Source organism: Pseudomonas sp. R2-60-08W (assembly GCF_003852335.1).
GTDB lineage: Bacteria > Pseudomonadota > Gammaproteobacteria > Pseudomonadales > Pseudomonadaceae > Aquipseudomonas.
The window spans coordinates 396,573-422,292 of sequence record NZ_CP027731.1 but is presented as its reverse complement, the minus strand read 5'-3'; the positions used below and the strand labels follow the sequence as shown (position 1 = coordinate 422,292).

Genomic DNA, 25,720 nt, shown 5'->3' with positions numbered 1-25,720 from the left:
TGCACCATGAACCGGCATCGGGCATGGAGCCGGCACCCGAAAGATTGCTACGACTGAAAAACTCTCCAAAGCTGAAACCACCAAAGCCCCGAATTCCGGGGCTTTGCGCTTTCTTGCAAGTTTTTATGGCGCCAATTGCAAACTCTGGCACGCCCCCTGCAATAACTCTTGTACTACCCAGTTTCGGGGACCTTGGTACAGGCAGGCCGAGAATCCCCTCTTTAACACCGAAGCCCTAGGCTTCACCCCGTTTTGGGAGCCCTGGTACAGGCAGGCCGGGAACTCCCTCTTTTATTGTTCGTGGAGATGGATCTCCAGCCGCCAGCGGTCATCGACCTCTTCGCCCTTCCACTCCCCGCGTAATGGCCGAGCCGCCACCAGGTTCAGCAGCAAGCCGCTGTCGGTCTTGCGGATGCGCCAGTTCACGTCCTTGTCATTGACCTTGAGTTGCCCACTGGCGGCATTGCCCTGCGCGTCGAACAGCAGCGCCACGGTGCCGTCGATATGCTCGCCGTGCAGCTTGGGTTCGCTGTTGAACCACACCACCAAACCGTCCGCCGCAGCTTCCACCTGTTGCAGCTCGACCGGGTCCGCAGTGGTCAAGCGACCAATCATCAAGCCAATCATCAAGCCGACAATCGCCAGTGAGCCGAGCACCCGTGGCAATAGCTTCGGCCTCGGGTCGTCTTCGGGGGTAGAATGCAGCGCATCTTTACCTTCGGAGCCGTGCATGTTTCACGTCATCCTTTTTCAACCAGAAATTCCGCCGAATACCGGCAACGTTATCAGGCTGTGCGCCAACAGTGGCTGCCACCTGCATTTGATCGAGCCGCTGGGCTTCGACATGGACGATAAACGCCTGCGCCGCGCCGGGCTGGATTACCACGAGTACGCCACCCTCAAGCGCCACGCCGACCTGGCAAGCTGCCTGGAGAGCCTGGGCCACCCGCGCTTGTTCGCGTTTACCACCAAGGGCTCGCGGCCGTTTCATGATGCCAGCTTCGCCGAGGGCGACGCGTTTCTGTTCGGCCCGGAGAGCCGGGGCCTGCCGGCCGAAGTGCTCGACGCCCTGCCCGACGGCCATCGCCTGCGCTTGCCGATGCGCGAAGGCTGCCGCAGCCTGAACCTGTCGAACACCGTCGCCGTGGCGGTCTATGAAGGCTGGCGCCAACTCGGCTTCAAGTAACACCGCAGAGCAAATGTGGGAGGGGGCTTGCCCCCGATAGCGGTATATCAGCCAGCATATCTGTAGCTGACCCACCGCCATCGGGAGCAAGCCCCCTCCCACATTTTTTACCGCATCGACTTATTGAACCGTCGACGAACCTTCCTGTTGCATGCGCTGCAGCTCTTGAGCGTACAGGGCATCGAAGTTCACCGGTGCCAGCATCAGCGCCGGGAACGAGCCACGGGTGACCAGGCTGTCCAGGGTCTCACGGGCGTACGGGAACAGGATATTCGGGCAGAACGCGCCCAGGGTGTGGCTCATGGACGCTTCGTCCAGGCCCTGGATCAGGAAGATACCGGCCTGCTGCACTTCAGCGATGAAGGCCACTTCTTCGCCGTTCTTGACGGTGACCGACAGGGTCAGCACGACTTCGTGGAAGTCACCTTCCAGGGCTTTTTGACGGGTGTTCAGGTCCAGCGCAACGCTTGGGGTCCACTCCTGGCGGAAGATGGCCGGGCTTTTCGGTGCTTCGAACGACAGGTCACGCACATAGATGCGCTGCAGCGAAAACTGTGGGCCTTGGGCTTCTGCTGCTTCGGTGTTCTGTTGATCAGTCATCGCAGATCCTTCTCTATCTTGGGGCTTTTAGGGGTTAGGCGGACAGCAGCGCATCAAGTTTACCGGCGCGCTCAAGGGCAAACAGGTCGTCGCAGCCACCGATGTGCCGGGTGCCGATCCAGATCTGCGGGACCGACGTGCGCCCTGCCTTCTGGGCCATTTCGGCGCGCACCTGGGGCTTGCCATCGACTTTTATCTCTTCGAAGGCAACGCCCTTCTTACCCAGCAAAGCCTTGGCTCGCACGCAATAAGGGCAATAATCGCTGGAATACACGACAACCTGGCTCATATCACTTCACCAGCGGCAGGTTATCGGCCTTCCAGCTGCCGATACCGCCGGACAGTTTGGCGGCGGTGAAGCCGGCCTTGAGCATTTCACGCGCGTGAGTGCCGGAATGCTGGCCCTGGGCGTCGACCAGAATGATGGTCTTGGCCTTGTGCTTTTCCAGCTCGCCCAGGCGCGCCATCAGCTTGTCCTGGGGAATGTTCAGGGCGCCGACGATATGGCCGGCGGCGAAATCCTTGGCCGGGCGGATATCCACGACAACCGCTTCATCCTTGTTGACCAGCGCGGTCAGCTCCGACGTGCTCAGGCTGCGGCCACCACGGCTCAATTCGTGAGCGATCAGCAGCGCCAGCAGGATGACGAAGGCACCCACGAGCAGATAGTGGGCAGTGGCAAATGCAATCAGGTGATCAACCATCAAGGAGGTTCCAGGGCGTTAAAATGGCGGTAAGTATACACAGCCGCCAGGGGCGGCCAACCCCCGTAAAGCGGTGACGCGGTTGGAACTTCGCTTTAAACTGCCACTCCCTTTTCCATTGTCTTCCTTTATTACCGCCGCGAGAGGATCTATGACTACCACGCCTAAACCTTTGGTCCTGATTATTCTCGATGGCTTCGGACACAGTGAAAGCCACCACGACAACGCTGTGTACGCAGCGAACAAGCCCGTGCTGGACCGCCTCACCGCCACCGTACCCAACGGCCTGATCTCCGGTTCCGGCATGGACGTGGGCCTGCCGGACGGCCAGATGGGCAACTCGGAAGTCGGCCACATGAATCTCGGCGCCGGACGAGTGGTCTATCAGGACTTCACCCGTGTGACCAAAGCGATCCGCGATGGCGAGTTCTTCGAGAACCCGACCATCTGCGCTGCGGTGGATAAAGCCGTCGCCGCCGGCAAGGCCGTGCACTTCATGGGCCTGCTGTCCGATGGCGGCGTGCACAGCCATCAGGACCACCTGGTGGCCATGGCCGAACTGGCCTTCAAGCGCGGCGCCGACAAGATCTACCTGCACGCCTTCCTCGATGGCCGCGACACCCCGCCCAAAAGCGCGCAGTCGTCCATCGAACTGCTCGACACCACCTTCGCCGCCCTGGGCAAGGGCCGTATCGCCAGCATCGTGGGCCGCTACTTCGCCATGGACCGCGACAACCGCTGGGACCGCGTAGCCCAAGCCTACAACCTGATCGTCGACGGCCAGGCCGAATTCAACGCCGCTACCGCCCAACAAGGCCTGGAAGCCGCCTACGCGCGTGGCGAGAGCGATGAATTCGTCAAGGCCACCACCATCGGCGAGCCGGTGAAGGTCGAAGACGGCGACGCCATGGTGTTCATGAACTTCCGCGCCGACCGTGCCCGTGAGCTGAGCCATGTGTTTGTCGACGACGGCTTCAAAGACTTCGAACGCGCGCGCCAGCCGAAGGTCGAGTTCGTCATGCTGACCCAATACGCTGCCAATATCCCGGCCCCCTCGGCATTCGCGCCGGGCAGCCTGGAAAACGTGCTGGGCGACTACCTGGCGAAAAACGGCAAGACGCAACTGCGCATTGCCGAAACCGAAAAATATGCCCACGTGACCTTCTTCTTCTCCGGCGGACGTGAAGAACCGTTCCCGGGCGAGGAGCGCATCCTCATCCCTTCGCCCAAAGTCGCCACCTACGACCTGCAACCAGAAATGAGCGCACCGGAAGTCACCGACAAGATCGTCGACGCCATCGAGCATCAGCGTTACGACGTGATCGTGGTCAACTATGCCAACGGCGACATGGTCGGTCACAGCGGCAACCTGGAAGCGGCGGTCAAGGCCGTGGAATGCCTGGACCTGTGCGTCGGTCGCATTGTCGATGCCCTGGACAAGGTCGGTGGCGAAGCGCTGATCACGGCGGACCACGGCAACTGCGAGCAGATGTCCGATGAATCCACCGGCCAGGCCCACACCGCCCACACCACCGAACCGGTGCCGTTCATCTACGTCGGCAAGCGCGACTTCAAAGTGCGTAACGGCGGCGTACTGGCGGATGTGGCGCCGACCATGCTGATGTTGATGGGGCTGGAGAAGCCGAAAGAGATGACTGGGACCTCGATCCTGGTCTAATCCAAAACACACCACAAAACAGTGTGGGAGGGGGCTTGCCCCCGATAGCAGTGGCTCAGCCAGCACCTATTTAGCTGACCCACCGCAATCGGGGGCAAGCCCCCTCCCACATTAGCTTTGCAGCGTTTGGTAGATATCTTTTTGCCATACCACCGCCACTCGGCACCTATCTTGCCCGCCAGCCCCAATTGGGCGTTTTTTTTGCAGCGCTTGGCGGGCATACTAGGCCGTCCCTTTCCCCTGGTGTCGCCCGCCTCTATGCTTCGCGCCTTGATTACCCTTGCTCTTGTCTGCCTGCTCCAACCGGCATTTGCCGATGAGCGCGCACAAACCCAACAACAGTTGGACGCTACGCGTCAGGACATTACCGAGCTGAAAAAACTGCTCGGCAAGCTCCAGGAAGAGAAATCCGGCGTGCAGAAAGACCTGCGCGGCACGGAAACCGAAATGGGCAAGCTGGAGAAGCAGGTCCAGGAGCTGCAAAAAGAATTAAAGAAGAGCGAGTCGGAACTGGAGCGACTCGACGCTGAGAAAAAAAAACTCCAGAGCGCACGCGTTGAGCAGCAACGCCTGATCGCGATCCAGGCCCGCGCCGCCTACCAGAGCGGCCGCCAGGAATACCTCAAGCTGCTGCTCAACCAGCAGAACCCGGAAAAATTCGCCCGCACCCTCACCTATTACGATTACGTGAGCCAGGCGCGCTTGGCGCAATTGAAGAGCTTCAACGAAACCCTGCGCCAGTTGGCCAATGTCGAGCAGGAGATCAACGACCAGCAGGCACAGCTGCTCGACCAGAAAACCGCACTCGACACCCAGCGCAACGAACTCGATAAAGTCCGCAAGGAACGCCAGCAAGCCCTGGCCAAGCTCAACGACGACGTGAAAGCCCGCGACGCCAAGCTGCAAGCGCGCGAGCAAGACCAGGCCGATTTGGCCAAAGTGCTCAAGACTATCGAAGAAACCCTGGCCCGCCAGGCACGCGAGGCCGAAGAAGCGCGACAAAAAGCGCTGATCGCCCAGCAGGAAGCCGAAAAAAAGCGCCAGCGTGAGGCCGAACTGGCAGCCATTACCGATGCGCCGGCCCCACGCAAGCCGGCACATGCAGCGCCTGGCCCATTGGTTTCCAGCAGTGGCGAGTCGTTCGGCGGGCCTTTTGCTTCGGCTCGCGGAAAACTTCCATGGCCCGTTGATGGTCGACTACTGGCACGCTTCGGGGAAACCCGTGGCGATGACACCCGCGCCAAGTGGGATGGGGTGATGATCAGCGCCTCTGCCGGCAGCCAGGTCCACGCCGTTCACGGCGGGCGTGTGGTGTTCGCCGATTGGCTGCGCGGGGCCGGTTTGCTGGTGATTCTCGACCACGGTAATGGCTATTTGAGCCTTTATGGCCACAATCAGACGTTACTCAAGTCGGCAGGTGATGTGGTAAAAGCCGGTGAATCCATCTCCACTGTCGGTAACAGTGGTGGCCAGGACACGCCGGCGCTGTACTTCGCTATTCGTCAGCAGGGTCGCCCGAGCGATCCCGCACAATGGTGCCGATCCCAAGGATAGGGTCGCATCTACATTAGGAGTTCGTTCGACATGCTGCATTTGTCCCGCCTCACTTCGCTGGCCCTGACGATCGCCCTGGTGATCGGCGCGCCTCTGGCTTTCGCCGATCAGGCCGCACCGGCTGCACCCGCCGCCCCGGCCGCGACCTCTGCCGCGACCACCAAGGCGCCGTTGCCGCTGGACGAGCTGCGCACCTTTGCCGAGGTCATGGACCGGATCAAGGCAGCCTATGTCGAACCCGTAGACGACAAGACCCTGCTGGAAAATGCCATCAAGGGCATGCTCAGCAACCTCGACCCGCATTCCGCCTACCTGGGCCCGGAAGACTTTGCCGAACTGCAGGAAAGCACCAGCGGTGAGTTCGGCGGCCTGGGCATCGAAGTGGGCTCCGAAGACGGCCAGATCAAAGTGGTCTCGCCCATCGACGACACCCCAGCGTCCAAGGCTGGCATCCAGGCCGGCGACCTGATCGTCAAGATCAACGGCCAGCCGACCCGCGGCCAATCCATGACCGAAGCCGTCGACAAGATGCGCGGCAAGCTCGGCCAGAAAATCACCCTGACCCTGGTGCGCGACGGCGGCAACCCGTTCGACGTGACCCTGGCCCGCGCGACCATCACGGTCAAGAGCGTGAAGAGCCAGTTGCTGGAGTCGGGCTACGGTTACATCCGCATCACCCAGTTCCAGGTCAAGACCGGCGACGAAGTGGCCAAGGCCCTGGCCAAGCTGCGCAAGGACAACGGCAAGAAGCTCAACGGCATCGTGCTCGACCTGCGCAACAACCCAGGCGGCGTGTTGCAGTCAGCGGTGGAAGTGGTCGACCACTTCATCACCAAGGGCCTGATCGTTTACACCAAGGGCCGTATCGCCAATTCCGAGTTGCGTTTCTCGGCCACCGGCAACGACCTCAGCGAGAACGTGCCACTGGCCGTGCTGATCAACGGCGGCAGCGCCTCGGCATCGGAGATCGTCGCCGGCGCCCTGCAAGACCAGAAGCGCGGCGTGCTGATGGGCACCACCAGCTTCGGTAAAGGTTCGGTGCAAACGGTGCTGCCGCTCAATAACGAGCGTGCGCTGAAGATCACCACGGCGCTGTACTACACGCCCAATGGGCGCTCGATCCAGGCCCAGGGCATCGTGCCGGACATCGAAGTGCGCAGGGCCAAGATCACCAACGAGATCGACAGCGAGTACTACAAGGAAGCCGATCTGCAAGGCCACCTGGGCAATGGCAACGGCGGGGCCGACCAGCCGACCGGCAGCGGCGCCAAAGCCAAGCCGATGCCGCAGGACGACGACTACCAGTTGGCCCAGGCGCTGAGCCTGCTCAAGGGCCTGAGCATCACGCGCAGCCGTTGATATGCGTGTTGTACTGATTATCGCCGTGCTGTGCAGCCTGGCCGGATTCGCCAAAGCGACGCCGGCCGGCGAGCCGCACAAAGCCTACCTGACCCTGATCATCGACGACCTGGGGCAAAACCTGCCCAGGGATCGTCGCGTGCTGGCCCTGCCTGGGCCGGTCACCACCGCGATCATGCCCGACACCCCTCACGCCGCCGAATTCGCCCGCGAAGCCCACAAGGCCGGCAAGATTGTCATCCTGCACATGCCCATGGACCCGGCCACCGGGCCGTTTGCCTGGCACCCCGAGCTGTCGATCGAAGAGCTGGGCAAGCGTCTGAACGCGGCGTTCGAGGCCGTGCCCTACACCGCTGGCATCAATAATCATATGGGCAGCCGCATGACGGCGCAGCCGCAGGCAATGGCCTGGTTAATGGGCGAGCTGCAGCGGCGCCACAAGTTTTTTGTGGACAGCCGTACCAGCGCACAAACGGTGGCTGCGGCTGAGGCGCAGAAAATCGGTTTGGCGCATGTTTCGCGGGATGTGTTCCTGGATGACGAACGCACCGAGGCGGCGATTACCACGCAGTTGCAAACCGCAATCAAGCTGGCGCACAAGCAGGGTTCGGCCGTGATGATCGGGCATACTTATCCGCAAACGCTGGCGGTGCTCGAGCGCGAGCTGCCCAAGCTCAAGGCCCAGGGTGTGGAGTGGATTGATATCAAATTGATGATCAGTGTGCGCAGTAACCGGGCAATGGCCGGGCACGGCAAAGACGGCATTTACCGCTAAATGAAGGCTGCGAAGATCCAATGTGGGAGGGGGCTTGCTCCCGATGCGGTGGGCCAGCCCCTAATGTATTGACTGACACTCCGCCATCGGGGGCAAGCCCCCTCCCACATTTTTGACCGCGTTTATTCTGCTGATTCCCCTGCGCTGCATGGGAACTGCCAACTTTAGAGGTAACGCGCCATGATTTCGTCTACTCGGCCGCTCTTGCGTAATTCATCCAGCGCGGCCTGAAGCCTGGCCACCAATTCATCCGGCACATCCTTGTTCAACGCCAAGTAAAGCTGCGCACTGTTGAAGCGCAGTACGGTCTTGAGCCCGTTCACCCCTACTTGCCGCGCCAGGTAACGCCCAGCAGGATCGCCGGTGGCCCACAGGTCTATCTGGCCCTCCATGAGCTTTTGCGCATTATCCTGGTCACGCAAGGCGACAATCGGCTTGAGCCCCTGCTTGTCCAGGCTCTGGGCAATGGCATCGCCCTTGTAGGCGCCAATCCTGTAGCGGCGCGCCTGCTCAAGGCCGTCGAGCTGGATCTTGCTGTCAGCCTTGGCCAGCAGCACCCAGTCGTCCGGGCCGATCGGGCCGACCCATTTGAACAAGGCTTCACGGTCCGGCAAACGCGCCATGACGAACACGCCATAGCCAGGCTTTTCCAGGGCGAGTTTGTAGATTCGCTCCCAAGGAAACCGCAACGTGAGATTGTAGGAAATGCCGGCGCGCTTGAAGGTTTCACGCACGATGTCCACGGCGATGCCTTCGATGTTCTCGTCCTTGGCGAAATTCTTGCCGTTCTTCGCCATGTTGTAGGGCGGGAAATTTTCCGTCAGCAACACCAGAGAGGCGTCGGACGATTCTTCGGCGTGTGCCGTAGCCACCATGAGCATGGAGGAACTGGCGAGGGCGAGCAGCAGGTGTTTGAACATGAAGGCTACCGGAATCCATGGCAAGCGCAGAGAGTGCCGCGAGCCTGCCATGGTGTCCAGCGTTTAGCGAACGACGATACCGCGCGCGGCCATGTAGGCCTTGGCCTCGGGGACCGTGTATTCGCCGAAGTGGAAAATACTCGCCGCCAGCACCGCGCTGGCGTGGCCTTCGATGACGCCATCGGCCAGGTGCTGCAGGTTGCCGACCCCGCCGGAAGCGATCACCGGGATGCCCAGCGCGTCGCTGATGGCGCGTGTCACGCCCAGGTCGAAGCCGTTTTTCATGCCGTCCTGGTCCATGCTGGTCAGCAGGATTTCACCGGCGCCCAGGCCTTCCATTTTCATCGCCCATTCCACCGCGTCCAAACCGGTGGGCTTGCGCCCGCCATGGGTGAAGATCTCCCAACGCGGGGTTTCGCCAGGGCCGGAGACTTTCTTGGCGTCGATGGCAACCACGATGCACTGCGAGCCGAAGTGCTGCGCGGCCTCGCCGACGAACTCCGGGTTGAACACCGCGGCGGTATTGATCGAGACCTTGTCTGCGCCGGCATTGAGCAGGTTGCGGATGTCTTGCACGGTGCGCACGCCGCCGCCCACGGTCAGCGGGATAAACACCTGGCTGGCCATGCGCTCGACGGTGTGCAAGGTGGTGTCGCGGCCGTCGACGCTAGCGGTGATGTCGAGAAAGGTAATTTCGTCGGCACCTTGCTCATCGTAGCGACGGGCGATTTCCACCGGGTCGCCGGCATCCCGGATGTTCTCGAACTTGACGCCCTTGACCACGCGACCGTTGTCGACGTCCAGGCAAGGGATGATGCGTTTGGCCAGCGCCATGGTCAGTCCTCAGCCGTTGTAGGCATCGCAGTAAGCCTGGGCTTCGGCGACGTCCAGGGTACCTTCGTAGATCGCGCGGCCGGTGATGGCGCCGATGATGCCAGGCGCCTTGGCGTCCAGCAGCGACTTGATATCGCCCAGGTTGTGGATACCACCGGACGCGATCACCGGAATCTTCGTCGCCGCCGCCAGAGCAGCGGTGAACGGCACGTTGCAGCCCTGCATCATGCCGTCTTTGGCGATGTCGGTATAAACGATGGCAGACACGCCGTCGGCTTCGAACTGCCTGGCCAGGTCGATGACCTGCACGGTGCTGATCTCAGCCCAGCCGTCGGTGGCGACGAAGCCGTCCTTGGCGTCCAGGCCCACGATCACTTTGCCTGGGAAGGCGCGGCAGGCTTCGGCAACGAAGGCCGGGTCTTTCACGGCCTTGGTGCCGATAATCACGTAGCTCACGCCAGCCTTGACGTAGTGCTCGATGGTTTCCAGGGAACGGATGCCGCCGCCGATCTGGATCGGCAGGTTCGGGTAGCGCCTGGCGATGGCGGTGACCACCTCGCCATTGACCGGCTGGCCTTCGAAGGCGCCGTTCAAGTCCACCAGATGCAGACGACGGCAGCCCCCTTCCACCCATTTGGCAGCCATGCTCACCGGGTCATCGGAGAACACGGTGGAATCTTCCATGCGGCCTTGGCGCAGACGTACGCAGGCGCCGTCCTTGAGATCGATAGCGGGGATAATGAGCATGCTTTTCCTTCGTCAAAGAGCTGCAAGCTGCAAGCTATAAGCTGCAAGCAAGCACGCGTATCAATTCTTGCAGCTTGGGGCTTGACGCTCTCAGCTGCTCTTTTCAAGCGACCACAAGTCGCTTTCGATGCTTTCGAACCTTTCTTTAAGGAGCGTCTGCGTATCGAAAATCGCCCTGTTGTAATAGTGCGGCGCCACTTCGGTGGTGAACAGCTCAAGAATCTCGGCGACCTCGAACGAGCCCAGCTTGAGCTCGAAGCGGTCCTCCATGAAGCGCTTGATCTTGTCGGTAGCCTCACGCTCCTGCTCGGGCGTGAGGTTCAAGATCGGCGGCTTGGGCTTCTTGGCCATTTACCAGCGACCGTCCCACGCGGCAAAGTTCTGCAGCAATTGCAGGCCATGGGTATGGCTCTTCTCCGGGTGGAACTGCACGGCAAAGCGCGAACCGTCGGCCAGCGCGGCGGCGAAGTCGACGCCGTAGTGCCCGGCGCCCACCACCTGCTCCGGTTTACCGGCGGCGATGTAGTAGCTGTGCACGAAGTAGAAGCGCGCCATGTCCGGCACTTCGTGCCACAGCGGATGATCCATGCTCTGGCGCACTTCGTTCCAGCCCATGTGCGGGACTTTCAGGTGGGCGCCGTCTTCATGCAGGCCCTTGCCAAAGAACTTCACCTGGCCTGGGAACAGGCCGATGCAGTCAACGCCGTCGTTCTCTTCACTGCTGTCGAGCAAGGCTTGCATACCCACGCAGATGCCGAGGAACGGGCGGTCCTGGCTGACTTCACGCACCAGGCTGTCAAAGCCCAGACGGCGGATCTCGGCCATGCAGTCGCGAATCGCGCCCACGCCTGGGAACACCACGCGGTCGGCCTCGCGGATCACGCTGGCATCGCTGGTGATCAGCACCTTGCCGGCCCCGACGTGCTCGAGGGCCTTGGCCACCGAGTGCAGGTTACCCATGCCGTAATCGATAACCGCGACCGTCTGCATTACAAAACGCCCTTGGTCGACGGCATTTGCCCGGCCATGCGGTCATCGAGCTCGACGGCCATGCGCAGCGCGCGGCCAAAGGCCTTGAACACGGTTTCGATCTGGTGGTGGGTGTTGGTGCCGCGCAGGTTGTCGATGTGCAGGCTGACGAGTGCGTGGTTGACGAAACCCTGGAAGAATTCCTGGAAAAGGTCGACATCAAAGCCGCCCACGGTGGCGCGGGTGTAGGGCACGTGCATCTGCAGGCCTGGGCGGCCGGAGAAGTCGATGACTACGCGCGACAGCGCTTCATCCAGTGGGACATAGGCGTGGCCGTAGCGACGAATGCCTTTTTTGTCGCCGATGGCCTTGGCAAATGCCTGGCCGAGGGTGATGCCTACGTCTTCCACCGTGTGGTGGTCGTCGATATGCAGGTCGCCCTTGCTGACGATATCCAGGTCGATCAGCCCGTGACGGGCGATCTGGTCCAGCATGTGCTCAAGAAAAGGGACACCGATATCAAATCGGGCCTTTCCGGTGCCATCCAGGTTGATCGAGGCTTTGATCTGGGTTTCCAGAGTGTCGCGCTCGACGGACGCCATACGTTCGACCATCACCAGCTCCGCAAATCATTGGGCGAAAAAGGCAGCCATTATAGGGGCGCGGGCGCTAAACAGAAACATCGGAGGGGATAAGACTGACGAGTTGATCAAAGCGCCCCAGCATGGTGCGCGAAGATCATTCCCACGCTCTGCGTGGGAATGCCGCCTGGGACGCTCCGCGTCCCGCCAACGGGTGTAAGACTCAGAGCCTGCGCGCTGGTAACGCGGAGCGTCACGGGATGCATTCCCACGCGAAGCGCGGGAACGATCAGGCACAAAGGTTTTGCAGTGTTAGTGGAACAGTACAGCCGTCTTCTGCAGGGTCACCCACACACCCCACGCCAGCGGAATGCCCACCACCAGCCAGGCGGCGATCGCCATGGGCACGGTGCCGGGAGCCGCTTTCCACTCCAGGGAAGTGCTGGCATCAGCACCTTTGTCATGGCCCAGCGCCTGTTCGGCGGCAAGTTCGGCGTCGGTCATGAAGTACTTGTCAGCGACCGGACGCACCAGCAGGTTGCAGATAAAGCCCAGCACCAGAAGGCCAGCGAGGATGTACAAGGTGATGTCGTAGGCCGCAGCGCGCTCGACGCCGATGCTCAGCTGATATTCACGCAGGTAGTTCACCAACACCGGGCCCAGCACGCCGGCCGCAGCCCAGGCGGTCAACAGGCGGCCATGGATCGCGCCGACCATTTGCGTACCGAACAGGTCGGCCAGGTAAGCCGGCACCGTCGCAAAACCACCGCCGTACATCGACAGGATGATGCAGAACGCCGCCACGAACAGCGCCACGTTGCCCAGGTGCCCCAGGTTCGGGATCAGCGCGTACAGGGCAAAGCCCAGGGCGAAGAACACGAAGTAGGTGTTTTTACGGCCCAGGTAGTCGGAGAACGACGCCCAGAAGAACCGGCCACCGATGTTGAACAGGCTCAACAACCCGGTGAAGCCTGCCGCGATGGCTGCAATCGACGCCAGTTGCCCGGCATCCAGCTGACCAAACGGCACATCCACACCCAGCAGCTTGCCGCCGAACACTTCCTGCAGCAGTGGCGACGCCATGCCGAGGATGCCGATACCGGCCGACACGTTCAGGCACAGCACCAGCCATACCAGACGGAATTGCGGGGTTTTCCACGCCACGTTCACATGCACATGACGGTGGGTGATCATCGCGTTGCTGGCTTTTTTCGCCGGCGCGGTCCAGCCCTCAGGCTTCCAGCCGGTCGGCGGCACGCGATACGAGAGTGCGCCGCCGATCATGAACACGAAGTAAATCGCAGCCATCACCAAAAAGCTCTGCCATACGCCCACGCTGGTCGGCGAAGCGAAGTGGCCCATCAGTGCTGCGGCCAGCGGTGCACCGACCATCGCGCCGCCACCGAAACCCATGATCGCCATGCCGGTGGCCATGCCGCGCTTGTCCGGAAACCACTTGATCAGGGTCGATACCGGCGAGATATAGCCCAGGCCCAGACCGATACCGCCAATGACCCCGGAGCCGATCCACATCAGCCAGATCTGGTGGGTATAAATACCCAAGGCCGAGATCAGCAGGCCACCACACCAGCACAGTGCGGACACGACACCGGCCTTGCGTGGCCCGGCATGTTCCAGCCAGCCGCCCCAGATTGCTGCCGAGCAGCCCAGGAAGATGAAGAACAGGGTGTAGATCCAGCCCAGCATGGAGATGGGCCAGTCGCATTGGGACGAAAAGACCTGGGCGATGAAGCCCATGTCCGGCGCACAGGCGACCGGCGCAGTGATACCCAGCGCCTTGGACAGCGGCAACCAGAACACCGAGAAACCGTAGGCCATGCCGATGCACAGGTGAATGGCCAGGGCGGCCGGCGGAACCAGCCAGCGGTTGAAGCCGGGCTTGGCGATAATGCGTTCCTTGGACAGGAACGCAGGCTGTGCGGCGTTGATATCGGCCGCAGTGCTAGTGCTCATTGGTGTTTCCCCCAGTTATTGGTATGCGTCCGTCAGGCGCTCTCCCCCTCGGCCTTGCACGCAAAGCGTGGCCGTTTTTTTGGGTGAAACTCCATTTTGGCGCGACGATAGGTCGCAGAAGGCGGACGAACGCGCAGAGATTAGCACTTGCGGGCGCGAGAAAAACCAAAGTGACATCACTTTTTTCAGCAAATCGGTTTTTTTTGACGCCAGAATCTTGTTTCGGCGGTCGTAGATACAATGTAACGATCCACGAACTGATGCAGGCCGTCGGGCGTTATACTCTGCGGCTAAATTTTGAAATCGACATACAAGGACTCGCCCATGAAAGCGTTCGGCAAAATCCTGGGTCTGGTATTTCTCGGGCTGTTGCTGATCATTGTGGCTCTCGGCTTTGCCCTGACCCACCTCTTCGATCCCAACGACTACAAAGAAGAAATTCGCCAGATTGCCCGCGACAAAGCCCACATCGAGCTGACGCTCAATGGCGACATCGGCTGGAGCCTGTTCCCCTGGCTGGGCCTGGAGCTGCACGAAGCCGGGGTGGCGACCCTGACCAACCCGACCCAACCATTCGCCGACCTGCAGATGCTCGGCCTGTCGGTACGCGTGCTGCCGCTGCTGCGCCGCGAAGTGCAGATGAGCGATGTGCGCGTCGAAGGCCTGAACCTGCGCCTCAACCGCGACAAGAACGGCCACGGCAACTGGGAAGACATCGGCAAGAACCTGCCCGATGAACCCACGGGTACCCCCGCTCCCGCGCCGGTCGAGCCGGTTGCTGAAACCAAGCCGGAAAAACCGCCGCAGCCGATCCGCCTGGACATCGACAGCCTGACCATCAACAACGCCCGCGTTGAATACAACGATGAACAGACCGGCAAGCAGTTCAGCGCCGAAAGCATCCAGCTCAGTGCCGGCGCGATCCACGAAGGCGCCAACATCCCGCTGAAACTCACCGCGTTCCTGGGCAGCAACCAACCGGTCATGCGGCTCAAGACCGAGCTGAACGGCAATCTACGCATCCAACGCGCCCTCAAGCGCTACCAGTTCGAAGACATGCGCCTGAGTGGCGAAGCTACCGGCGAGCCCCTGCAAGGCAAGACCCTGACCTTCTCCACCCAGGGCCAGGTGCTGGTGGACCTGGCGGCCAACTTCGCCGAATGGACCAACCTGAAACTCTCGGCCAACCAATTGCGCGCCTTGGGCGAACTGCGGGTCAATGACCTGGACAAAACCCCGCAGGTCAGCGGCGCGTTGTCGGTCGCCCAGTTCGACCTGGCGAAGTTTCTGGAGAGCGTCGGCCACCCGCTGCCGGCCATGGCGCCGGGCAGCCTGAGCAAAGTCGAACTGGTCAGCCGCGTCCAGGGCACGCCGACCAGCGTTGCGCTGGAAGACCTCAACCTGAAACTCGACGGCAGCACCTTCACCGGTCGCGTCGCCGTGGATGATTTCGCCAAGCAGTCCCTGCGCGTGCAGCTCAAGGGCGATACCTTCAACGCCGACAATTACCTGCCGGCCAAATCCGAAGCCGCCAAAGGCGCCACCGCCGCACGCCAGGCCGAAGTGCAGAGCAGCGAAGCCGGGGCAATGGCCGCCGGCGGCACCACACCGCTGCCGGAAGCGCCGACCAAGGGCGCCTGGAGCAGCGACAAACTGCTGCCGCTGACCCGCCTGCGCAGCCTGGATGTGAACGCAGACCTCGCCTTTGGTCAGCTGACCTTGAGCCAGTTGCCAATCCAGAATGCAGTATTGAAAGCCTCCGGCATCGACGGCCAGCTCAAGCTCGACAGCCTCAGCGGCGGCCTCTACAACGGTACGTTCCAGGCCAACGGCAGCCTCGACGTGCGCCAGGACATCCCGCTGCTGGCGCTGCAAAGCCATATCAAGCAAGTGCCCGTCGAACGCATCCTGCAGGCCCAGGGGAAAACCCCGCCGGTCAAAGGCCTGATCACCCTCGACAGCAACCTGAGTGGTCGAGGCAACAGCCAGAAGGCCCTGATCGACAGCCTCAACGGTACCGCCAACGTCGTGATCAACAACGGTGTGTTGCTCAACGCCAACATCGAGCAGCAACTGTGTACCGGTATCGCCCTGCTCAACCGCAAGACCCTGAGCACCACGCCACAAGGCAAGGACACGCCCTTCCAGGAACTGCGCGGCAACCTGACGTTCCGCAATGGCGTGGCCAGCAACCCTGACCTGAAGGTGCGCATTCCGGGGCTGACGCTCAACGGCGATGGCGATGTCGACCTGCGCGTGCTGGGCATGGACTACCGCGTGGGCATCATCGTCGAAGGCGACCAGCGCGACGTGCCGGACCCGGCCTGCCAGGTCGGCGCCAACTTCCAGGGCATCGAAGTGCCGCTGCGTTGCCGTGGCCCGCTGGAACTGGGCGCCAAGGCCTGCCGCCTGGACAAGGACGGGCTTGGCCAGGTCGCCATCAAGGCGGCGGGCAATCGCCTCAACGAGAAGCTCGAAGAGAAGCTCGACAAAGTGAATCCAAAGCTCAAAGACGCACTGAAAGGCTTGTTCAACCGATGAGAGACGAGCAGTTTTCAGAGGCGGTACTCGACTGGTACGACCGCCATGGTCGCCACGACCTGCCCTGGCAACAGGGCATTACGCCTTATCGGGTGTGGGTGTCGGAAATCATGCTGCAACAGACCCAGGTCAGCACCGTGCTCAATTACTTCGACCGGTTCATGGCGTCCCTGCCGACGGTCGAAGCCCTGGCCGCCGCGCCGGAAGACGAAGTGCTGCACCTGTGGACCGGCCTGGGCTACTACACCCGGGCGCGTAACCTGCAAAAAACCGCAAAGATCGTGGTAGCCGACTACGGTGGCGAGTTTCCCAGGGATGTCGAAAAGCTCACCGAGCTGCCCGGCATCGGCCTGTCCACCGCCGGAGCGATCGCCAGCCTGAGCATGGGCCTGCGCGCGCCGATCCTCGACGGCAACGTAAAACGCGTGCTGGCACGCTTTACCGCGCAAGAGGGCTACCCAGGCGAACCCAAGGTCGCCAAGCAGCTGTGGGCCACCGCAGAGCGCTTCACGCCCCATGACCGCGTCAACGCCTACACCCAGGCGATGATGGACATGGGCGCGACCCTTTGTACCCGCAGCAAACCCAGCTGCCTGCTGTGCCCGCTGGAAAAAGGCTGCGAAGCGCACATGCTCGGCCTGGAAACGCGCTACCCGATCCCCAAACCACGCAAGACCATCCCCCAGAAACGCACGCTGATGCCGATGCTGGCCAATGCCGAAGGCGCGATCCTGCTTTACCGTCGCCCCTCCACGGGCCTGTGGGGCGGTTTGTGGAGCCTGCCGGAGCTGGACGACCTGGAAGACCTCGATCATCTGGCCAACCAGCACGCACTGGCATTGGGCAAGCACCAGGAACTGCCGGGGCTGATCCACACCTTCAGCCACTTCCAGCTGGCCATCGAACCCTGGCTGGTCCAGGTCGAGGAAAGCGCCCATCACGTGGCCGAGGCCGACTGGCTCTGGTATAACCTCGCCACCCCGCCGCGCCTGGGCCTTGCCGCCCCGGTAAAAAAACTGCTGAAGCGCGCGGCTGAAGTATTGAACGCAGGAGAGTCGTCATGACCCGCACCATCATGTGCCGCAAGTACAAAGAAGAACTGCCCGCACTCGAACGCGCCCCTTTTCCGGGTGCCAAGGGCCAGGACATCTACGACCACGTCTCCGCCAAAGCCTGGGGCGACTGGCAAAAACACCAGACCCTGCTCATCAACGAAAAACGCTTGAACATGATGAACGCCGAAGACCGCAAATACCTGCAGGGCGAAATGGACAAGTTCTTTTCCGGCGAGGAATACGCCCAAGCCGAAGGTTACGTTCCGCCTGCTCAATAATTGATCAAAAACCGGGGTCGGCACGTAAGCGACGGTAATAATTAAATATTTTTTGAAAACTTGCTTGACGACCCCCTGAAAAACCCGTTTAATGCGCCCCGTTGCCCAGATAGCTCAGTCGGTAGAGCAGGGGATTGAAAATCCCCGTGTCGGCGGTTCGATTCCGTCTCTGGGCACCAAAATACCGAAAAACCCCAAGGAACCATGTTCCTTGGGGTTTTTTATTGCCTGCGATTTGATGGCGACCGACCTGACGGCGTCACGGTGTCGCAGCAAGACGATTGAGGGTTTTTTCGCTGGGCCCGATCGTTCAGCCTTTACCCAATTCGCCGCTGTAAGGTTTCCTTCATGACCCGCTTCTTGCTCTGCACGCTACTGCTACTGACCGCAATGCTCAGTGGATGCGCCACGCAAATGGACGTAGCGATCAACGCAACACCTGACCCCGACTACCACTTCGACCGCCAGGCCACGGTACTGGTGACATCCACCGGCGGCAGCGACGAAAACGCACTCAACGCCCGCTACTACCTGCGCGACATGGTCAGCGCCATGAAGGACCAGGGCTTTCAGAATGTCTTCACCGACACCACCCTGCCCAAAAACCACACCCCCATCAAAATGACCGTCACCCTGGACGTCGACAGCAAGCAAGTCACCTACCGCTATACCGCCACCGAATACGGCCAGGTGGCAAACAGCACCACCACCGAGTGCAAGAAGAACAAAAAGAAAACCGACCAGCTGACCTGCACCAGCACCCCAAACACCACCTACGGCCCTGTGGGCACCTCTGAGCGCACCGGTTACACCACCCTCACCACCTTCAGGGCCACCGCCCGGGATGAAACGAGCAAGCGCGCGGTGTATCTGCTGCGGGCATCGTCCTATAACGACGACTGCCAGCCCGCGAAGGTGGAAGCCTTTTTGGTGGAGCAGGGGCTGCGCAATCTGAATTTTCAGGATCGGGTGCAGCGTAATTACACGGTTACGATGCCGGAGGGGTTTCGTTGTAAGTAGAAGGGTTTTCTAAGGGCATTCGGATGGGCTTGCCGGGTGTGTAGAGGACTGTCAGTCACCAGCGAGGCCACCACAGCCAAGCTGGTTGCGCTCGCGCGCAGCGCGCCATGCCTGGCGCACGTGCAAAAACACCAGCGCAAGGCCGGTGTCGATAACGCCTGACATAGGTATATTGAAGAGACTACATTTGGCGAATATCAGATAAAAGTTCATGAAACTCTTTTTCTGTCATCTCATACTCTGGCCCCTCGATCATTACCATTAGTGACAACAACGCAAGATCTAATTTTTTTGTAAGTAAAAAATTAGGATCTTGATAAATATCATGCGCTTCTTTTGATACTTTAAAAATATCAAACCCATCCGCAGCGATTCTTCCAAGCCTGTCAGCCACCACGTCTTCCATGCTCATCGTTGCCCCAACTCTTTAGCTCTTCTCTGGCTGGCAAATTTATTTGATGGACATTTGAAGAACGTGATCTGCCCACTATTCTTATCGAAAAGACCAGTCATGTATTGATATAAATTTGATAACTTGTTCTGGCGCATCTTCCAAGGATGCTCTGCAGTCTGTAACAAAACTAATTCCCATCAATATGCTCCCACTTTTCTTTATAAGGAAGTCATCGTCCGCATCATTAAACAAAACATCGAACTCCATCTCTAAGGCCCGAAGATCATCCCCCACGCTGACACTATTAAATTTTCCAAGATACCCCTCACCTACGGCAATTCTATAAAGCCTTCCGCTACTTTCGAAGTGCAGCGAGACGGCCTCATTCATAAATCGATATGAAGATAAGAACTCATTACCGAAACCGATCCGTCTCTTAATGCCGACCCAAGAGTTATTTTGAAGGAGAATGTCACGAACAGCTACTTCCGGACCTTACCACTCAACCTCCCCAACTTTTTCGCTAACGCTGGAAAACGATTCACCTAAAGAGAATCCTGCTGCTGATATACCTGGAACAAGGTCAGAGTACAAATCAGGGAATAAATTTCTCATAGATCACTTCCAGCCTCCTTTTCTTCATTACTTATGAATAGCGGTTAGCGGGCACGAGCAAACAGAGGCCCTAATATGTCGTTAGTAAAGTACCGAGTTTCTAAATCCCGGGCAGGTTCCATGCCGCCATAAAACTCCGCCAGGCGAATTTTATCAGAAATCCCTTGTAAGTATTTCTGTAGCGCGAGCATGACTCTATCAACATCTATCAAGCAGGCATCATCAAAGCATAGTTCCACATTAACATCCTTTCCATACTTTATAATCCTAAGTAGTACGAAAAAATCAGAGCGGGCAGATATCGTATCAAAACCATATAATTTAGCAGTCACACAAACATCACCATCAAACCCACAAAGCCCCGTAACGATTTTCTGATCCAGACACAACCTATTTTCAATGTCGAGCTTTTGTGAAGCCGTTACAGCAGCGACGCGTTCCGAGTGACTTTTCAAGATATTCAGGAGAGCAAGAAGATCCTCTTTAGCCACGCCACTTAGGACAACCTCGTAAAACTCTTTCATAACTAGTCGACAAACCCTTTAAAAGCCCCGCCTAAATTTAATCGCACACCACGCCCATCGCTCAGGCGCTTTTCCATAAATGGAATACCTTTATCTGTCGTCACCTGCTCATGTAAAAAAAGAAGCAGATTTATTATTCTGAGAAAAATCTGAATTCAGCCGCTACAGTTCATTGGCTGGAAATATTCAACTCTGAGAATTTCTTACGAACATATTCAGTTAATCCAGCCAAGTCTTCAAAGGCAATAGAGCCAAACTCAGGCTCATACTCAGCAAGATAGATTTCAGAAGATAGTCCTAAAGATTGGGCCTTAGCCTCTACTTCCTTAATATGTGCGGGCTGAACTACCCAGTTCATGCCAGAGGACGCATAACGCTCACAGCCTATCAGCACCCAAGAAATCAAGCCAACATAAGAAGCAATTACCTCATTTAAAGCACCTATAATATATGTATTTTCTTTTTCAAATCGAAAAGCTATATATGGAGGAAATCTTGAACGATCCTCTCTTTCAAAATGATCACCCATCCAGACTTCTGGATTACGTTGCCTATACTTTCTCCACTCAAGTGCATTCAAGTCATGAAGAATGTTTAGCAGCTCACCTTCCGAGTCTAAAATCCTAGTCACACCCATCACTTTAACCCCTTCAACTTATCAGAGATTGAAACTCCGCCTGGGTCGATATTTTTAATATGCTGCTCCCAATCCCCCTTAGGGATAGGGTTGGAGGACAGCCGTGGATCATAAACATATCGACCATCGGTATAGACTTGGTGATAAAACTGACCCGGTTCATTAATACCATTCTCAAAAACATTCAAATCGCCAACTTTCGAAGGGCGAACTTCAATAACCTTTACCACCAGAAGCATCAAATAACCTGCTTGCAATATCTGAACAGTCTGTTCCTGAACAACCCACCATATTTTTAATTTGCGGGCTCTCCATTGCATCAACAACAGATTTGCTCGGCGGAAACTCTGGGTTAACAGGACGGAATGGGCGATCCATTCCTGGAGGGATAAACTCGTCTACCTTTCCGGCAGCGCCACCAGTAGCTTTTGCACCAGCCTCCTTTATCGGGCGCGTATACGGCATGCCAGCCTCAGCATCCGTCGAGACAGTCGAGGTGTATGGCGCCTTTCCTGCGCCCGCCCCTTTTGCACCCGCCAACTCCACTTTAGCGACCTTAGCAGTGACCTTTTCGACGAACACGGCTCCGCTTTTTAGCGCTCCCCCACCCCCCGTTCCAAGAGCCACCACGTCGCTTATCAGCTTCCCGGTTTCACGCCCTGCGTTAAACGATCCACTCGCCCCGGCTCTCTCATACTCCGCTTCCAGATTATCGACTCGTGCGACGTAGGACTGCTTTACGGCGTCCGAGACGTTACCCAGCACATCCCCGCTTTGAAACACGGATCTCAATGCCCGAAACGTCTCTATCGGGCTACCGACAGCTTCCACGATGCCCTTGACCGTATCAAGTACCCCTTCCGGCTCGCCAACCACGGATCCCTCAGGGTCAGACCTTCCTCTTGATCGGTAATGGTCCCGGCTCGTATATCAAAAACAGTTTGTTCAGCAGTTGGAGTGAGTTCGACGGCTCTCGAATCGCCCAGGCTGGTGGTGCCGGTGGAACTGGGCACGTGGCCGCTATTGGCACGACAACATCCCACGATGCGCAGCAGACTCTCTACGTCTGCAACACCAATGGAGAAGACACATCGAACAAAATACAACGAGCCTGAGGCCATCGTCTCACAGGAATGAGGAGCCTTATTTTTGAGACGGTGCACTAGTATATATAGCAATTTTCATCACTGCGTCCCTCGGGCCGCCACGCTCTAATGATACCGTCCTCGGAAACCAACACGGAGTAATGGCAATCCCTGATCCACGTAATGTAAATCCGTTTATTTTTTCCTTCAGCAACAACACGATCAAACACGCGATTTTTATTCACCGGGGACCATAGCGACCCGCCACAATCTCGTTGACAAATGGAGTGATTATGCGAATTCAATGTTGTTCCCACCCAAGCATCCTTACTGTTCTTCCACCCAGAGTAAGAAGGTGCACACCCTGTGATTAAAAAGGCGAATAATACAAAGAGACTAATTCTGCGCACGTTTTTTCTCCGCTTCGATTTGAGGTCGATATTTGTCATAGATCGCACCATAGTTAACAAATAGCGCCGGGGGCATACTTCCAATATTTTCAATAAACGACATTTCATCTCCCTTGTACGTTTCCAAATCACTCATCCATGTGTCATGCGATGTCGCGAAAGAATTAAACCCAGGAACTTGATTTAATCCATTACTAATTGGAGTGCCATGACAAATAGAAAATATGCCACAGCCCTCAGTTAGATTGAGACCAATATTTTTACCATCTCTATCTACCCCGTTGTAGACTTCACGAGGAACAAATCCATCAGGTAACACCTCGTATTCAGGCCCCTTCACTCTGTCGACTCCCGGTCGTGTATCCGGACCGCGCCCAGCGGAATATTGATAAATTTCAGTCAGCGCTCCAGTGCCCGCGATCGTCAGCCAAGAGCTTTTATCTTTGCCACTCAGCACGCCTTTCAACGCCGTATTCGCGGTATAGGCTTTAACCCGCTCCGCGTAACTCACCGTTTTATAGTTGCCCTCAGACGTCAACTCTCTCCCCCAACCGTCGGTGAAGGCTGCGCCAAAGCCGGCGATTGCCGCGCCCGTGGCATACCCTTTCAGAGCGTCTTGGCTCGTCACGTCCTTAAGCACTAGGCCCATGTTGCCTTTGTTGTTGATAGTGCTCGCCGCTGCGGTACCCGCCATGGAAGAAAGCGCGGTGGTGATCATCACGTTCCCCCATCCTGCCGCTGCAGTCCCAACTGCAGTACCTGCCGTCACCATCGCGGAACTGCCCGCTGCCGCCATCGCAGTGCCTGAGCCCGCACCAGCCCCTGCAGCAGCACCTAACGCGCCACTCGCAGCGCCCGCAGTCAAGGCGGTGACCACAATGATGATTGCCAACATTGCGCCCTGTCCAAGGCTGGAGTGACTATATTTAAAGGAGTCGTGCATCTCCTGCACTTTTATCCAATCCACGTCTCCGCGCTTTTCAGCCTCTTTGAGCCAAGCCAATTGGGGGTCAGCTTTGACCATCACATCAATGGTCTGGGATACAGACTGTTGGTCGATATGCTTGATATCAATCTTCAAGCCATCAGCCGCCTGGATAGCAAACTTGCCCTGCGCGACGATTTCAGTCTGACGCAGCAGCTCGTCGGTATTGCCCTTGCCTTTGGCGCTGGTCCAGGCCAGGTCGCTTTTACTCTTCTCATGACTCTCCTGATGCAAATCCTTCACCGCTTCAAACGTCACCGCCCCACCACTGACAATCGCTATATCCCCGCCACTGTCGAGCTTCGCCGCCTGATACTTCTGATTCCCACCACTTTCCAGCGTCAGGTCTCCCCCAGTCTTGATCTCACTGCCGATGTTCTTCACATCGGTCACTTCATCCCGCTGAGTCTTCTTGCTGCCCCACCCGCCTTTCTTGCTCATGTCATACAGCGAGTAGTTGCTGTCTTGTGCGGCGAGCAGTTGCAGTTCGTTGTCGGCATGCACGTAGGCTTCGTTACCCGCGCTGACTTTGCTGGCGACCAGGGTCAGGTCGGTGCCGGCCACAGCGATCAGGTCGCCGCCGGCTTTGAGTTCGGCGCTTTGTTGGGTGACGCTGTCCAGTTGGGTGGTGGTTTTGGTGTCGCCTTTTTTACCTTTGGAGTAGTCGTGTTGTTCGTTGGCGGCGGCGGCCAGGGTCAGGTTTTCGCCGGCTTTGACGCTCAGGTCTTTGGCCGCGCTGACGGTGCTGGCGACCACGGCGATGTCGCGTCGGGCGTCGATGGCGAGGTTGCCGCCCACCTCCACGCTGGAGCCGTGTTGCAGCAGGGTTTGCTCGGTGCTTTTGACCCGGCGGCGCTGGTAGGCGGCGCTGTCTTCTTCGGTCTGGCTGGCGATCACTACGTCGCGGCCTGCGGTCACGCTGGCGTTGCCGCCAGCCTTGAGATTGCTGCCTACGTTGAGCACATCCCGGCCGGCGTTAAGCCGCAAGGTATCGGTTGCTTCGAAGCGCGACGCATCGCTGACCACGTCGTCGCGCAGTTGGAATTTCTCGCCGTCGCGCTTGAAGGTGGTGACGGTGCGCTCGTTGATGATGTCGCCGGTCACGGCCGTGGCGCTGATGTCGCGGCCGGTGATGATGCCGCCGCGGCTGTTGCGGATCGAGTCGGTGGCGAGCATTTCCAGGCGGTTTCCGGCTTGCATCAGGCCGCTGTTGTCGATGTTGCCCGCGACCATGCTCAGGTTGTTGGTGGCGCGCAGGGTGCCGCTGTTGTGCAGGTCGCCGCCGCTGATCAGGCTGACGTCCTGGCCCTGGATCAACGCACCGTTGGGCGCCAGGCGGTTGTTGGCCTGGGCCAGGTATAACACCGGGGTCAGGACTTTCTCTCCGTTGACCTCGGCCTCTTCCATCCAGACGATGTCGTGGGTCAACGCCGCCACTTGCTCGGCGGTCAGCGATACGCCCAGTTGCAGGTTGAGCGAGTCCTTGTAGGAGATGGCGTTGTCCATCAGGTAGCGGAACAGCGCGTCGTCGCTGGCGAGGCCATTGATGTAACGCTGGCCGGACGGTCGGAAAACTGAATCTTTCTTTCTGAAGACGTATTGCCCTGTTCCCGAGCTTCGGACTTTTCCCACGGCCTGGCGAGGTTGAGCCATAGGAAGTAACTTGGCTAGGATTCGACGTCGCAGTAAATCCTGTGGCCGGGTGTCGCAACCTGAAGTAGTCTGAGGCGCGGTAGCGCCATAGCTCTGTAGCTGGCGCTTTTTTGTGCCTGCTTACCGCATCTATGGTGGACCGTGTGAGGCGGGCTTTTGCCCGGCCGGTACCCTCGGACACCGGTTTGCGACCCTCGCACGGTCCACCACCCACTCGTGTCGCAACGAAGGTGGTGGCCTCTTAAATGTCTGAGGATCGAGTGGATGTTTTCTACAAATCGAAACTGTCGAGTTATTGAAGTAGAAGTCGTGATGAGGGGTTCGCGCTCTTCCGTTAGCGCTCATTCAATGTGTGGTGCATTGGAGTATCGCTCATGAACACGCGAATAGATGCCGACGATTTGCCTACCAGTGTTTTCAATGTGAGGCCAGATTTGAGCTCCGAAGAAGCATTAGTGAATGCAAGTGAGCTTTTGGCTTCGGCGTCAGCTATGGCTAATGAACAAGCATTTTCCTCAAGCGGATCACAGCGACTTCAAACCTTCGGTTTGGCCCAGCTGATCGAAAGCGCGCACCTTCTAGTGAACGATGCTCTGAAAAAAACGACTCCAGTAACCTCTGATTTTTAATGAAGAAAAAGGG

General features: G+C 58.6%; 27 protein-coding genes, 1 tRNA gene and 1 pseudogene. 11 read left to right on the top strand and 18 right to left on the bottom strand.

The annotated features are described in order from the left end of the window. Positions 1-291 precede the first annotated feature (291 nt). Positions 292-732 (bottom strand): hypothetical protein, encoded by a 441-nt coding sequence (locus C4J90_RS01805; RefSeq protein WP_124419084.1) that lies wholly within the window; start codon positions 730-732, stop codon positions 292-294. Here C4J90_RS01805 and C4J90_RS01800 point away from each other — a divergent pair. Beyond that, a complete protein-coding gene (locus C4J90_RS01800) occupies positions 731-1,186 on the top strand; it encodes a tRNA (cytidine(34)-2'-O)-methyltransferase (protein ID WP_003171120.1) in 456 nt (151 codons plus the stop codon). The two genes, C4J90_RS01805 and C4J90_RS01800, sit on opposite strands and share 2 nt — an antisense overlap. A gap of 120 nt (positions 1,187-1,306) precedes the next feature. Here C4J90_RS01800 and secB read toward each other — a convergent pair whose 3' ends face one another. The 3 genes from secB to C4J90_RS01785 are packed head-to-tail and all read right to left on the bottom strand — an operon-like array spanning position 1,307 to position 2,490. Further along, positions 1,307-1,786, bottom strand: coding sequence for a protein-export chaperone SecB (gene secB / locus C4J90_RS01795; protein WP_012721755.1), 480 nt, complete (start codon positions 1,784-1,786; stop codon positions 1,307-1,309). Positions 1,787-1,820: 34 nt separating this feature from the next. After that, the gene (gene grxC, locus C4J90_RS01790; RefSeq protein ID WP_124365491.1) at positions 1,821-2,075 is read right to left on the bottom strand and encodes a glutaredoxin 3; all 255 of its coding nucleotides are present in this window, start codon (positions 2,073-2,075) and stop codon (positions 1,821-1,823) included. Position 2,076: 1 nt separating this feature from the next. After that, positions 2,077-2,490 carry a rhodanese-like domain-containing protein gene (locus C4J90_RS01785; RefSeq protein WP_124360862.1) on the bottom strand — a complete coding sequence of 138 codons (414 nt, stop codon included), beginning with the start codon at positions 2,488-2,490 and terminating at the stop codon, positions 2,077-2,079. A 151-nt stretch (positions 2,491-2,641) separates the two neighbouring features. Here C4J90_RS01785 and gpmI point away from each other — a divergent pair, with 151 nt between their 5' ends. The 4 genes from gpmI (at position 2,642) to C4J90_RS01760 (ending at position 7,856) form a co-directional block, all read left to right on the top strand. After that, positions 2,642-4,168: a 2,3-bisphosphoglycerate-independent phosphoglycerate mutase gene (gpmI, locus tag C4J90_RS01780; protein WP_124419083.1), complete on the top strand. Its 1,527-nt coding sequence runs from the start codon at positions 2,642-2,644 to the stop codon at positions 4,166-4,168. 258 nt (positions 4,169-4,426) lie between these two features. Then, a complete protein-coding gene (locus tag C4J90_RS01770) occupies positions 4,427-5,722 on the top strand; it encodes a murein hydrolase activator EnvC (protein WP_124419082.1) in 1,296 nt (431 codons plus the stop codon). A gap of 30 nt (positions 5,723-5,752) precedes the next feature. Further along, on the top strand, positions 5,753-7,081 hold the full coding sequence (locus tag C4J90_RS01765; RefSeq protein WP_124360859.1) for a S41 family peptidase: 1,329 nt from the start codon (positions 5,753-5,755) through the stop codon (positions 7,079-7,081). A 1-nt stretch (position 7,082) separates the two neighbouring features. Continuing rightward, positions 7,083-7,856 carry a divergent polysaccharide deacetylase family protein gene (locus tag C4J90_RS01760; RefSeq protein ID WP_124419081.1) on the top strand — a complete coding sequence of 258 codons (774 nt, stop codon included), beginning with the start codon at positions 7,083-7,085 and terminating at the stop codon, positions 7,854-7,856. A 164-nt stretch (positions 7,857-8,020) separates the two neighbouring features. Here C4J90_RS01760 and C4J90_RS01755 read toward each other — a convergent pair whose 3' ends face one another. The 7 genes from C4J90_RS01755 to C4J90_RS01725 form a co-directional block, all read right to left on the bottom strand. Beyond that, on the bottom strand, positions 8,021-8,776 hold the full coding sequence (locus tag C4J90_RS01755) for an ABC transporter substrate-binding protein (RefSeq protein WP_124419080.1): 756 nt from the start codon (positions 8,774-8,776) through the stop codon (positions 8,021-8,023). A gap of 63 nt (positions 8,777-8,839) precedes the next feature. Then, positions 8,840-9,610, bottom strand: coding sequence for an imidazole glycerol phosphate synthase subunit HisF (hisF, locus tag C4J90_RS01750; RefSeq protein WP_003171107.1), 771 nt, complete (start codon positions 9,608-9,610; stop codon positions 8,840-8,842). Between the two features lie 9 nt (positions 9,611-9,619). Then, positions 9,620-10,357 (bottom strand): 1-(5-phosphoribosyl)-5-[(5-phosphoribosylamino)methylideneamino]imidazole-4-carboxamide isomerase, encoded by a 738-nt coding sequence (gene hisA, locus C4J90_RS01745; protein WP_027605077.1) that lies wholly within the window; start codon positions 10,355-10,357, stop codon positions 9,620-9,622. A 90-nt stretch (positions 10,358-10,447) separates the two neighbouring features. Beyond that, positions 10,448-10,708 carry a DUF2164 domain-containing protein gene (locus C4J90_RS01740; RefSeq protein WP_122305409.1) on the bottom strand — a complete coding sequence of 87 codons (261 nt, stop codon included), beginning with the start codon at positions 10,706-10,708 and terminating at the stop codon, positions 10,448-10,450. After that, positions 10,709-11,347, bottom strand: a complete 639-nt coding sequence (hisH, locus tag C4J90_RS01735) for an imidazole glycerol phosphate synthase subunit HisH (protein WP_124419079.1) — start codon at positions 11,345-11,347, stop codon at positions 10,709-10,711. Then, a complete protein-coding gene (gene hisB, locus C4J90_RS01730) occupies positions 11,347-11,940 on the bottom strand; it encodes an imidazoleglycerol-phosphate dehydratase HisB (RefSeq protein WP_003237513.1) in 594 nt (197 codons plus the stop codon). The genes hisH and hisB overlap by 1 nt, the downstream gene beginning before the upstream one ends. A 279-nt stretch (positions 11,941-12,219) precedes the next feature. Continuing rightward, positions 12,220-13,881 (bottom strand): OFA family MFS transporter, encoded by a 1,662-nt coding sequence (locus C4J90_RS01725; protein WP_124360854.1) that lies wholly within the window; start codon positions 13,879-13,881, stop codon positions 12,220-12,222. A gap of 324 nt (positions 13,882-14,205) precedes the next feature. On the opposite strand from C4J90_RS01725, the gene C4J90_RS01720 reads away from it, so the two are divergent. The 5 genes from C4J90_RS01720 (at position 14,206) to C4J90_RS01700 (ending at position 18,775) form a co-directional block, all read left to right on the top strand. Beyond that, positions 14,206-16,422, top strand: coding sequence for an AsmA family protein (locus C4J90_RS01720; protein ID WP_124419078.1), 2,217 nt, complete (start codon positions 14,206-14,208; stop codon positions 16,420-16,422). Continuing rightward, a complete protein-coding gene (mutY, locus tag C4J90_RS01715; protein WP_124419077.1) occupies positions 16,419-17,486 on the top strand; it encodes an A/G-specific adenine glycosylase in 1,068 nt (355 codons plus the stop codon). Before C4J90_RS01720 ends, mutY begins: the two co-directional genes overlap by 4 nt. Beyond that, positions 17,483-17,755, top strand: coding sequence for an oxidative damage protection protein (locus tag C4J90_RS01710; RefSeq protein WP_124360851.1), 273 nt, complete (start codon positions 17,483-17,485; stop codon positions 17,753-17,755). The genes mutY and C4J90_RS01710 overlap by 4 nt, the downstream gene beginning before the upstream one ends. A gap of 103 nt (positions 17,756-17,858) precedes the next feature. Further along, positions 17,859-17,934 (top strand) — tRNA-Phe (locus tag C4J90_RS01705). A gap of 169 nt (positions 17,935-18,103) precedes the next feature. Then, a complete protein-coding gene (locus tag C4J90_RS01700) occupies positions 18,104-18,775 on the top strand; it encodes a hypothetical protein (protein ID WP_124360850.1) in 672 nt (223 codons plus the stop codon). 181 nt (positions 18,776-18,956) lie between these two features. Here the strand turns inward: C4J90_RS01700 and C4J90_RS01695 are convergent, their stop codons facing one another. From C4J90_RS01695 to C4J90_RS01660, 7 genes and pseudogenes are all read right to left on the bottom strand, one after another. Then, complete coding sequence (locus tag C4J90_RS01695; protein WP_124360849.1) at positions 18,957-19,187, bottom strand: hypothetical protein; 231 nt, start codon at positions 19,185-19,187, stop codon at positions 18,957-18,959. Between the two features lie 641 nt (positions 19,188-19,828). Continuing rightward, positions 19,829-20,308 (bottom strand): hypothetical protein, encoded by a 480-nt coding sequence (locus tag C4J90_RS01690; RefSeq protein ID WP_124419076.1) that lies wholly within the window; start codon positions 20,306-20,308, stop codon positions 19,829-19,831. 169 nt (positions 20,309-20,477) lie between these two features. Next, positions 20,478-20,939 carry a hypothetical protein gene (locus C4J90_RS01685; RefSeq protein WP_124419075.1) on the bottom strand — a complete coding sequence of 154 codons (462 nt, stop codon included), beginning with the start codon at positions 20,937-20,939 and terminating at the stop codon, positions 20,478-20,480. A 5-nt stretch (positions 20,940-20,944) separates the two neighbouring features. Continuing rightward, on the bottom strand, positions 20,945-21,184 hold the full coding sequence (locus tag C4J90_RS01680; RefSeq protein ID WP_124419074.1) for a hypothetical protein: 240 nt from the start codon (positions 21,182-21,184) through the stop codon (positions 20,945-20,947). After that, a complete protein-coding gene (locus C4J90_RS01675) occupies positions 21,159-21,821 on the bottom strand; it encodes a hypothetical protein (RefSeq protein WP_124419073.1) in 663 nt (220 codons plus the stop codon). Before C4J90_RS01675 ends, C4J90_RS01680 begins: the two co-directional genes overlap by 26 nt. A 13-nt stretch (positions 21,822-21,834) precedes the next feature. Next, entirely contained in the window at positions 21,835-21,975 is a 141-nt protein-coding gene (locus C4J90_RS27330; protein WP_124419072.1) for a lysis system o-spanin lipoprotein Rz1, read from the bottom strand. Positions 21,976-22,426: 451 nt separating this feature from the next. Next, positions 22,427-25,036 (bottom strand): annotated as a pseudogene (locus C4J90_RS01660) (hemagglutinin repeat-containing protein); the annotation flags it as partial. Positions 25,037-25,452: 416 nt separating this feature from the next. Between C4J90_RS01660 and C4J90_RS01655 the strand changes: the two are divergent. Then, positions 25,453-25,707, top strand: coding sequence for a DUF6124 family protein (locus tag C4J90_RS01655; protein ID WP_124419070.1), 255 nt, complete (start codon positions 25,453-25,455; stop codon positions 25,705-25,707). Positions 25,708-25,720: the final 13 nt, after the last annotated feature.

Excerpts from the sequence above, each read along its gene's own strand:
- C4J90_RS01800 (WP_003171120.1), top strand. The coding sequence starts at position 731 with ATGTTTCACGTCATCCTTTTTCAACCAGAAATTCCGCCGAATACCGGC.
- C4J90_RS01805 (WP_124419084.1), bottom strand. The coding sequence starts at position 732 with ATGCACGGCTCCGAAGGTAAAGATGCGCTGCATTCTACCCCCGAAGAC.
- secB (WP_012721755.1), bottom strand. The coding sequence starts at position 1,786 with ATGACTGATCAACAGAACACCGAAGCAGCAGAAGCCCAAGGCCCACAG.
- grxC (WP_124365491.1), bottom strand. The coding sequence starts at position 2,075 with ATGAGCCAGGTTGTCGTGTATTCCAGCGATTATTGCCCTTATTGCGTG.
- C4J90_RS01785 (WP_124360862.1), bottom strand. The coding sequence starts at position 2,490 with ATGGTTGATCACCTGATTGCATTTGCCACTGCCCACTATCTGCTCGTG.
- gpmI (WP_124419083.1), top strand. The coding sequence starts at position 2,642 with ATGACTACCACGCCTAAACCTTTGGTCCTGATTATTCTCGATGGCTTC.
- C4J90_RS01770 (WP_124419082.1), top strand. The coding sequence starts at position 4,427 with ATGCTTCGCGCCTTGATTACCCTTGCTCTTGTCTGCCTGCTCCAACCG.
- C4J90_RS01765 (WP_124360859.1), top strand. The coding sequence starts at position 5,753 with ATGCTGCATTTGTCCCGCCTCACTTCGCTGGCCCTGACGATCGCCCTG.
- C4J90_RS01760 (WP_124419081.1), top strand. The coding sequence starts at position 7,083 with ATGCGTGTTGTACTGATTATCGCCGTGCTGTGCAGCCTGGCCGGATTC.
- C4J90_RS01755 (WP_124419080.1), bottom strand. The coding sequence starts at position 8,776 with ATGTTCAAACACCTGCTGCTCGCCCTCGCCAGTTCCTCCATGCTCATG.
- hisF (WP_003171107.1), bottom strand. The coding sequence starts at position 9,610 with ATGGCGCTGGCCAAACGCATCATCCCTTGCCTGGACGTCGACAACGGT.
- hisA (WP_027605077.1), bottom strand. The coding sequence starts at position 10,357 with ATGCTCATTATCCCCGCTATCGATCTCAAGGACGGCGCCTGCGTACGT.
- C4J90_RS01740 (WP_122305409.1), bottom strand. The coding sequence starts at position 10,708 with ATGGCCAAGAAGCCCAAGCCGCCGATCTTGAACCTCACGCCCGAGCAG.
- hisH (WP_124419079.1), bottom strand. The coding sequence starts at position 11,347 with ATGCAGACGGTCGCGGTTATCGATTACGGCATGGGTAACCTGCACTCG.
- hisB (WP_003237513.1), bottom strand. The coding sequence starts at position 11,940 with ATGGTCGAACGTATGGCGTCCGTCGAGCGCGACACTCTGGAAACCCAG.
- C4J90_RS01725 (WP_124360854.1), bottom strand. The coding sequence starts at position 13,881 with ATGAGCACTAGCACTGCGGCCGATATCAACGCCGCACAGCCTGCGTTC.
- C4J90_RS01720 (WP_124419078.1), top strand. The coding sequence starts at position 14,206 with ATGAAAGCGTTCGGCAAAATCCTGGGTCTGGTATTTCTCGGGCTGTTG.
- mutY (WP_124419077.1), top strand. The coding sequence starts at position 16,419 with ATGAGAGACGAGCAGTTTTCAGAGGCGGTACTCGACTGGTACGACCGC.
- C4J90_RS01710 (WP_124360851.1), top strand. The coding sequence starts at position 17,483 with ATGACCCGCACCATCATGTGCCGCAAGTACAAAGAAGAACTGCCCGCA.
- C4J90_RS01700 (WP_124360850.1), top strand. The coding sequence starts at position 18,104 with ATGACCCGCTTCTTGCTCTGCACGCTACTGCTACTGACCGCAATGCTC.
- C4J90_RS01695 (WP_124360849.1), bottom strand. The coding sequence starts at position 19,187 with ATGAGCATGGAAGACGTGGTGGCTGACAGGCTTGGAAGAATCGCTGCG.
- C4J90_RS01690 (WP_124419076.1), bottom strand. The coding sequence starts at position 20,308 with ATGAAAGAGTTTTACGAGGTTGTCCTAAGTGGCGTGGCTAAAGAGGAT.
- C4J90_RS01680 (WP_124419074.1), bottom strand. The coding sequence starts at position 21,184 with ATGCTTCTGGTGGTAAAGGTTATTGAAGTTCGCCCTTCGAAAGTTGGC.
- C4J90_RS01655 (WP_124419070.1), top strand. The coding sequence starts at position 25,453 with ATGAACACGCGAATAGATGCCGACGATTTGCCTACCAGTGTTTTCAAT.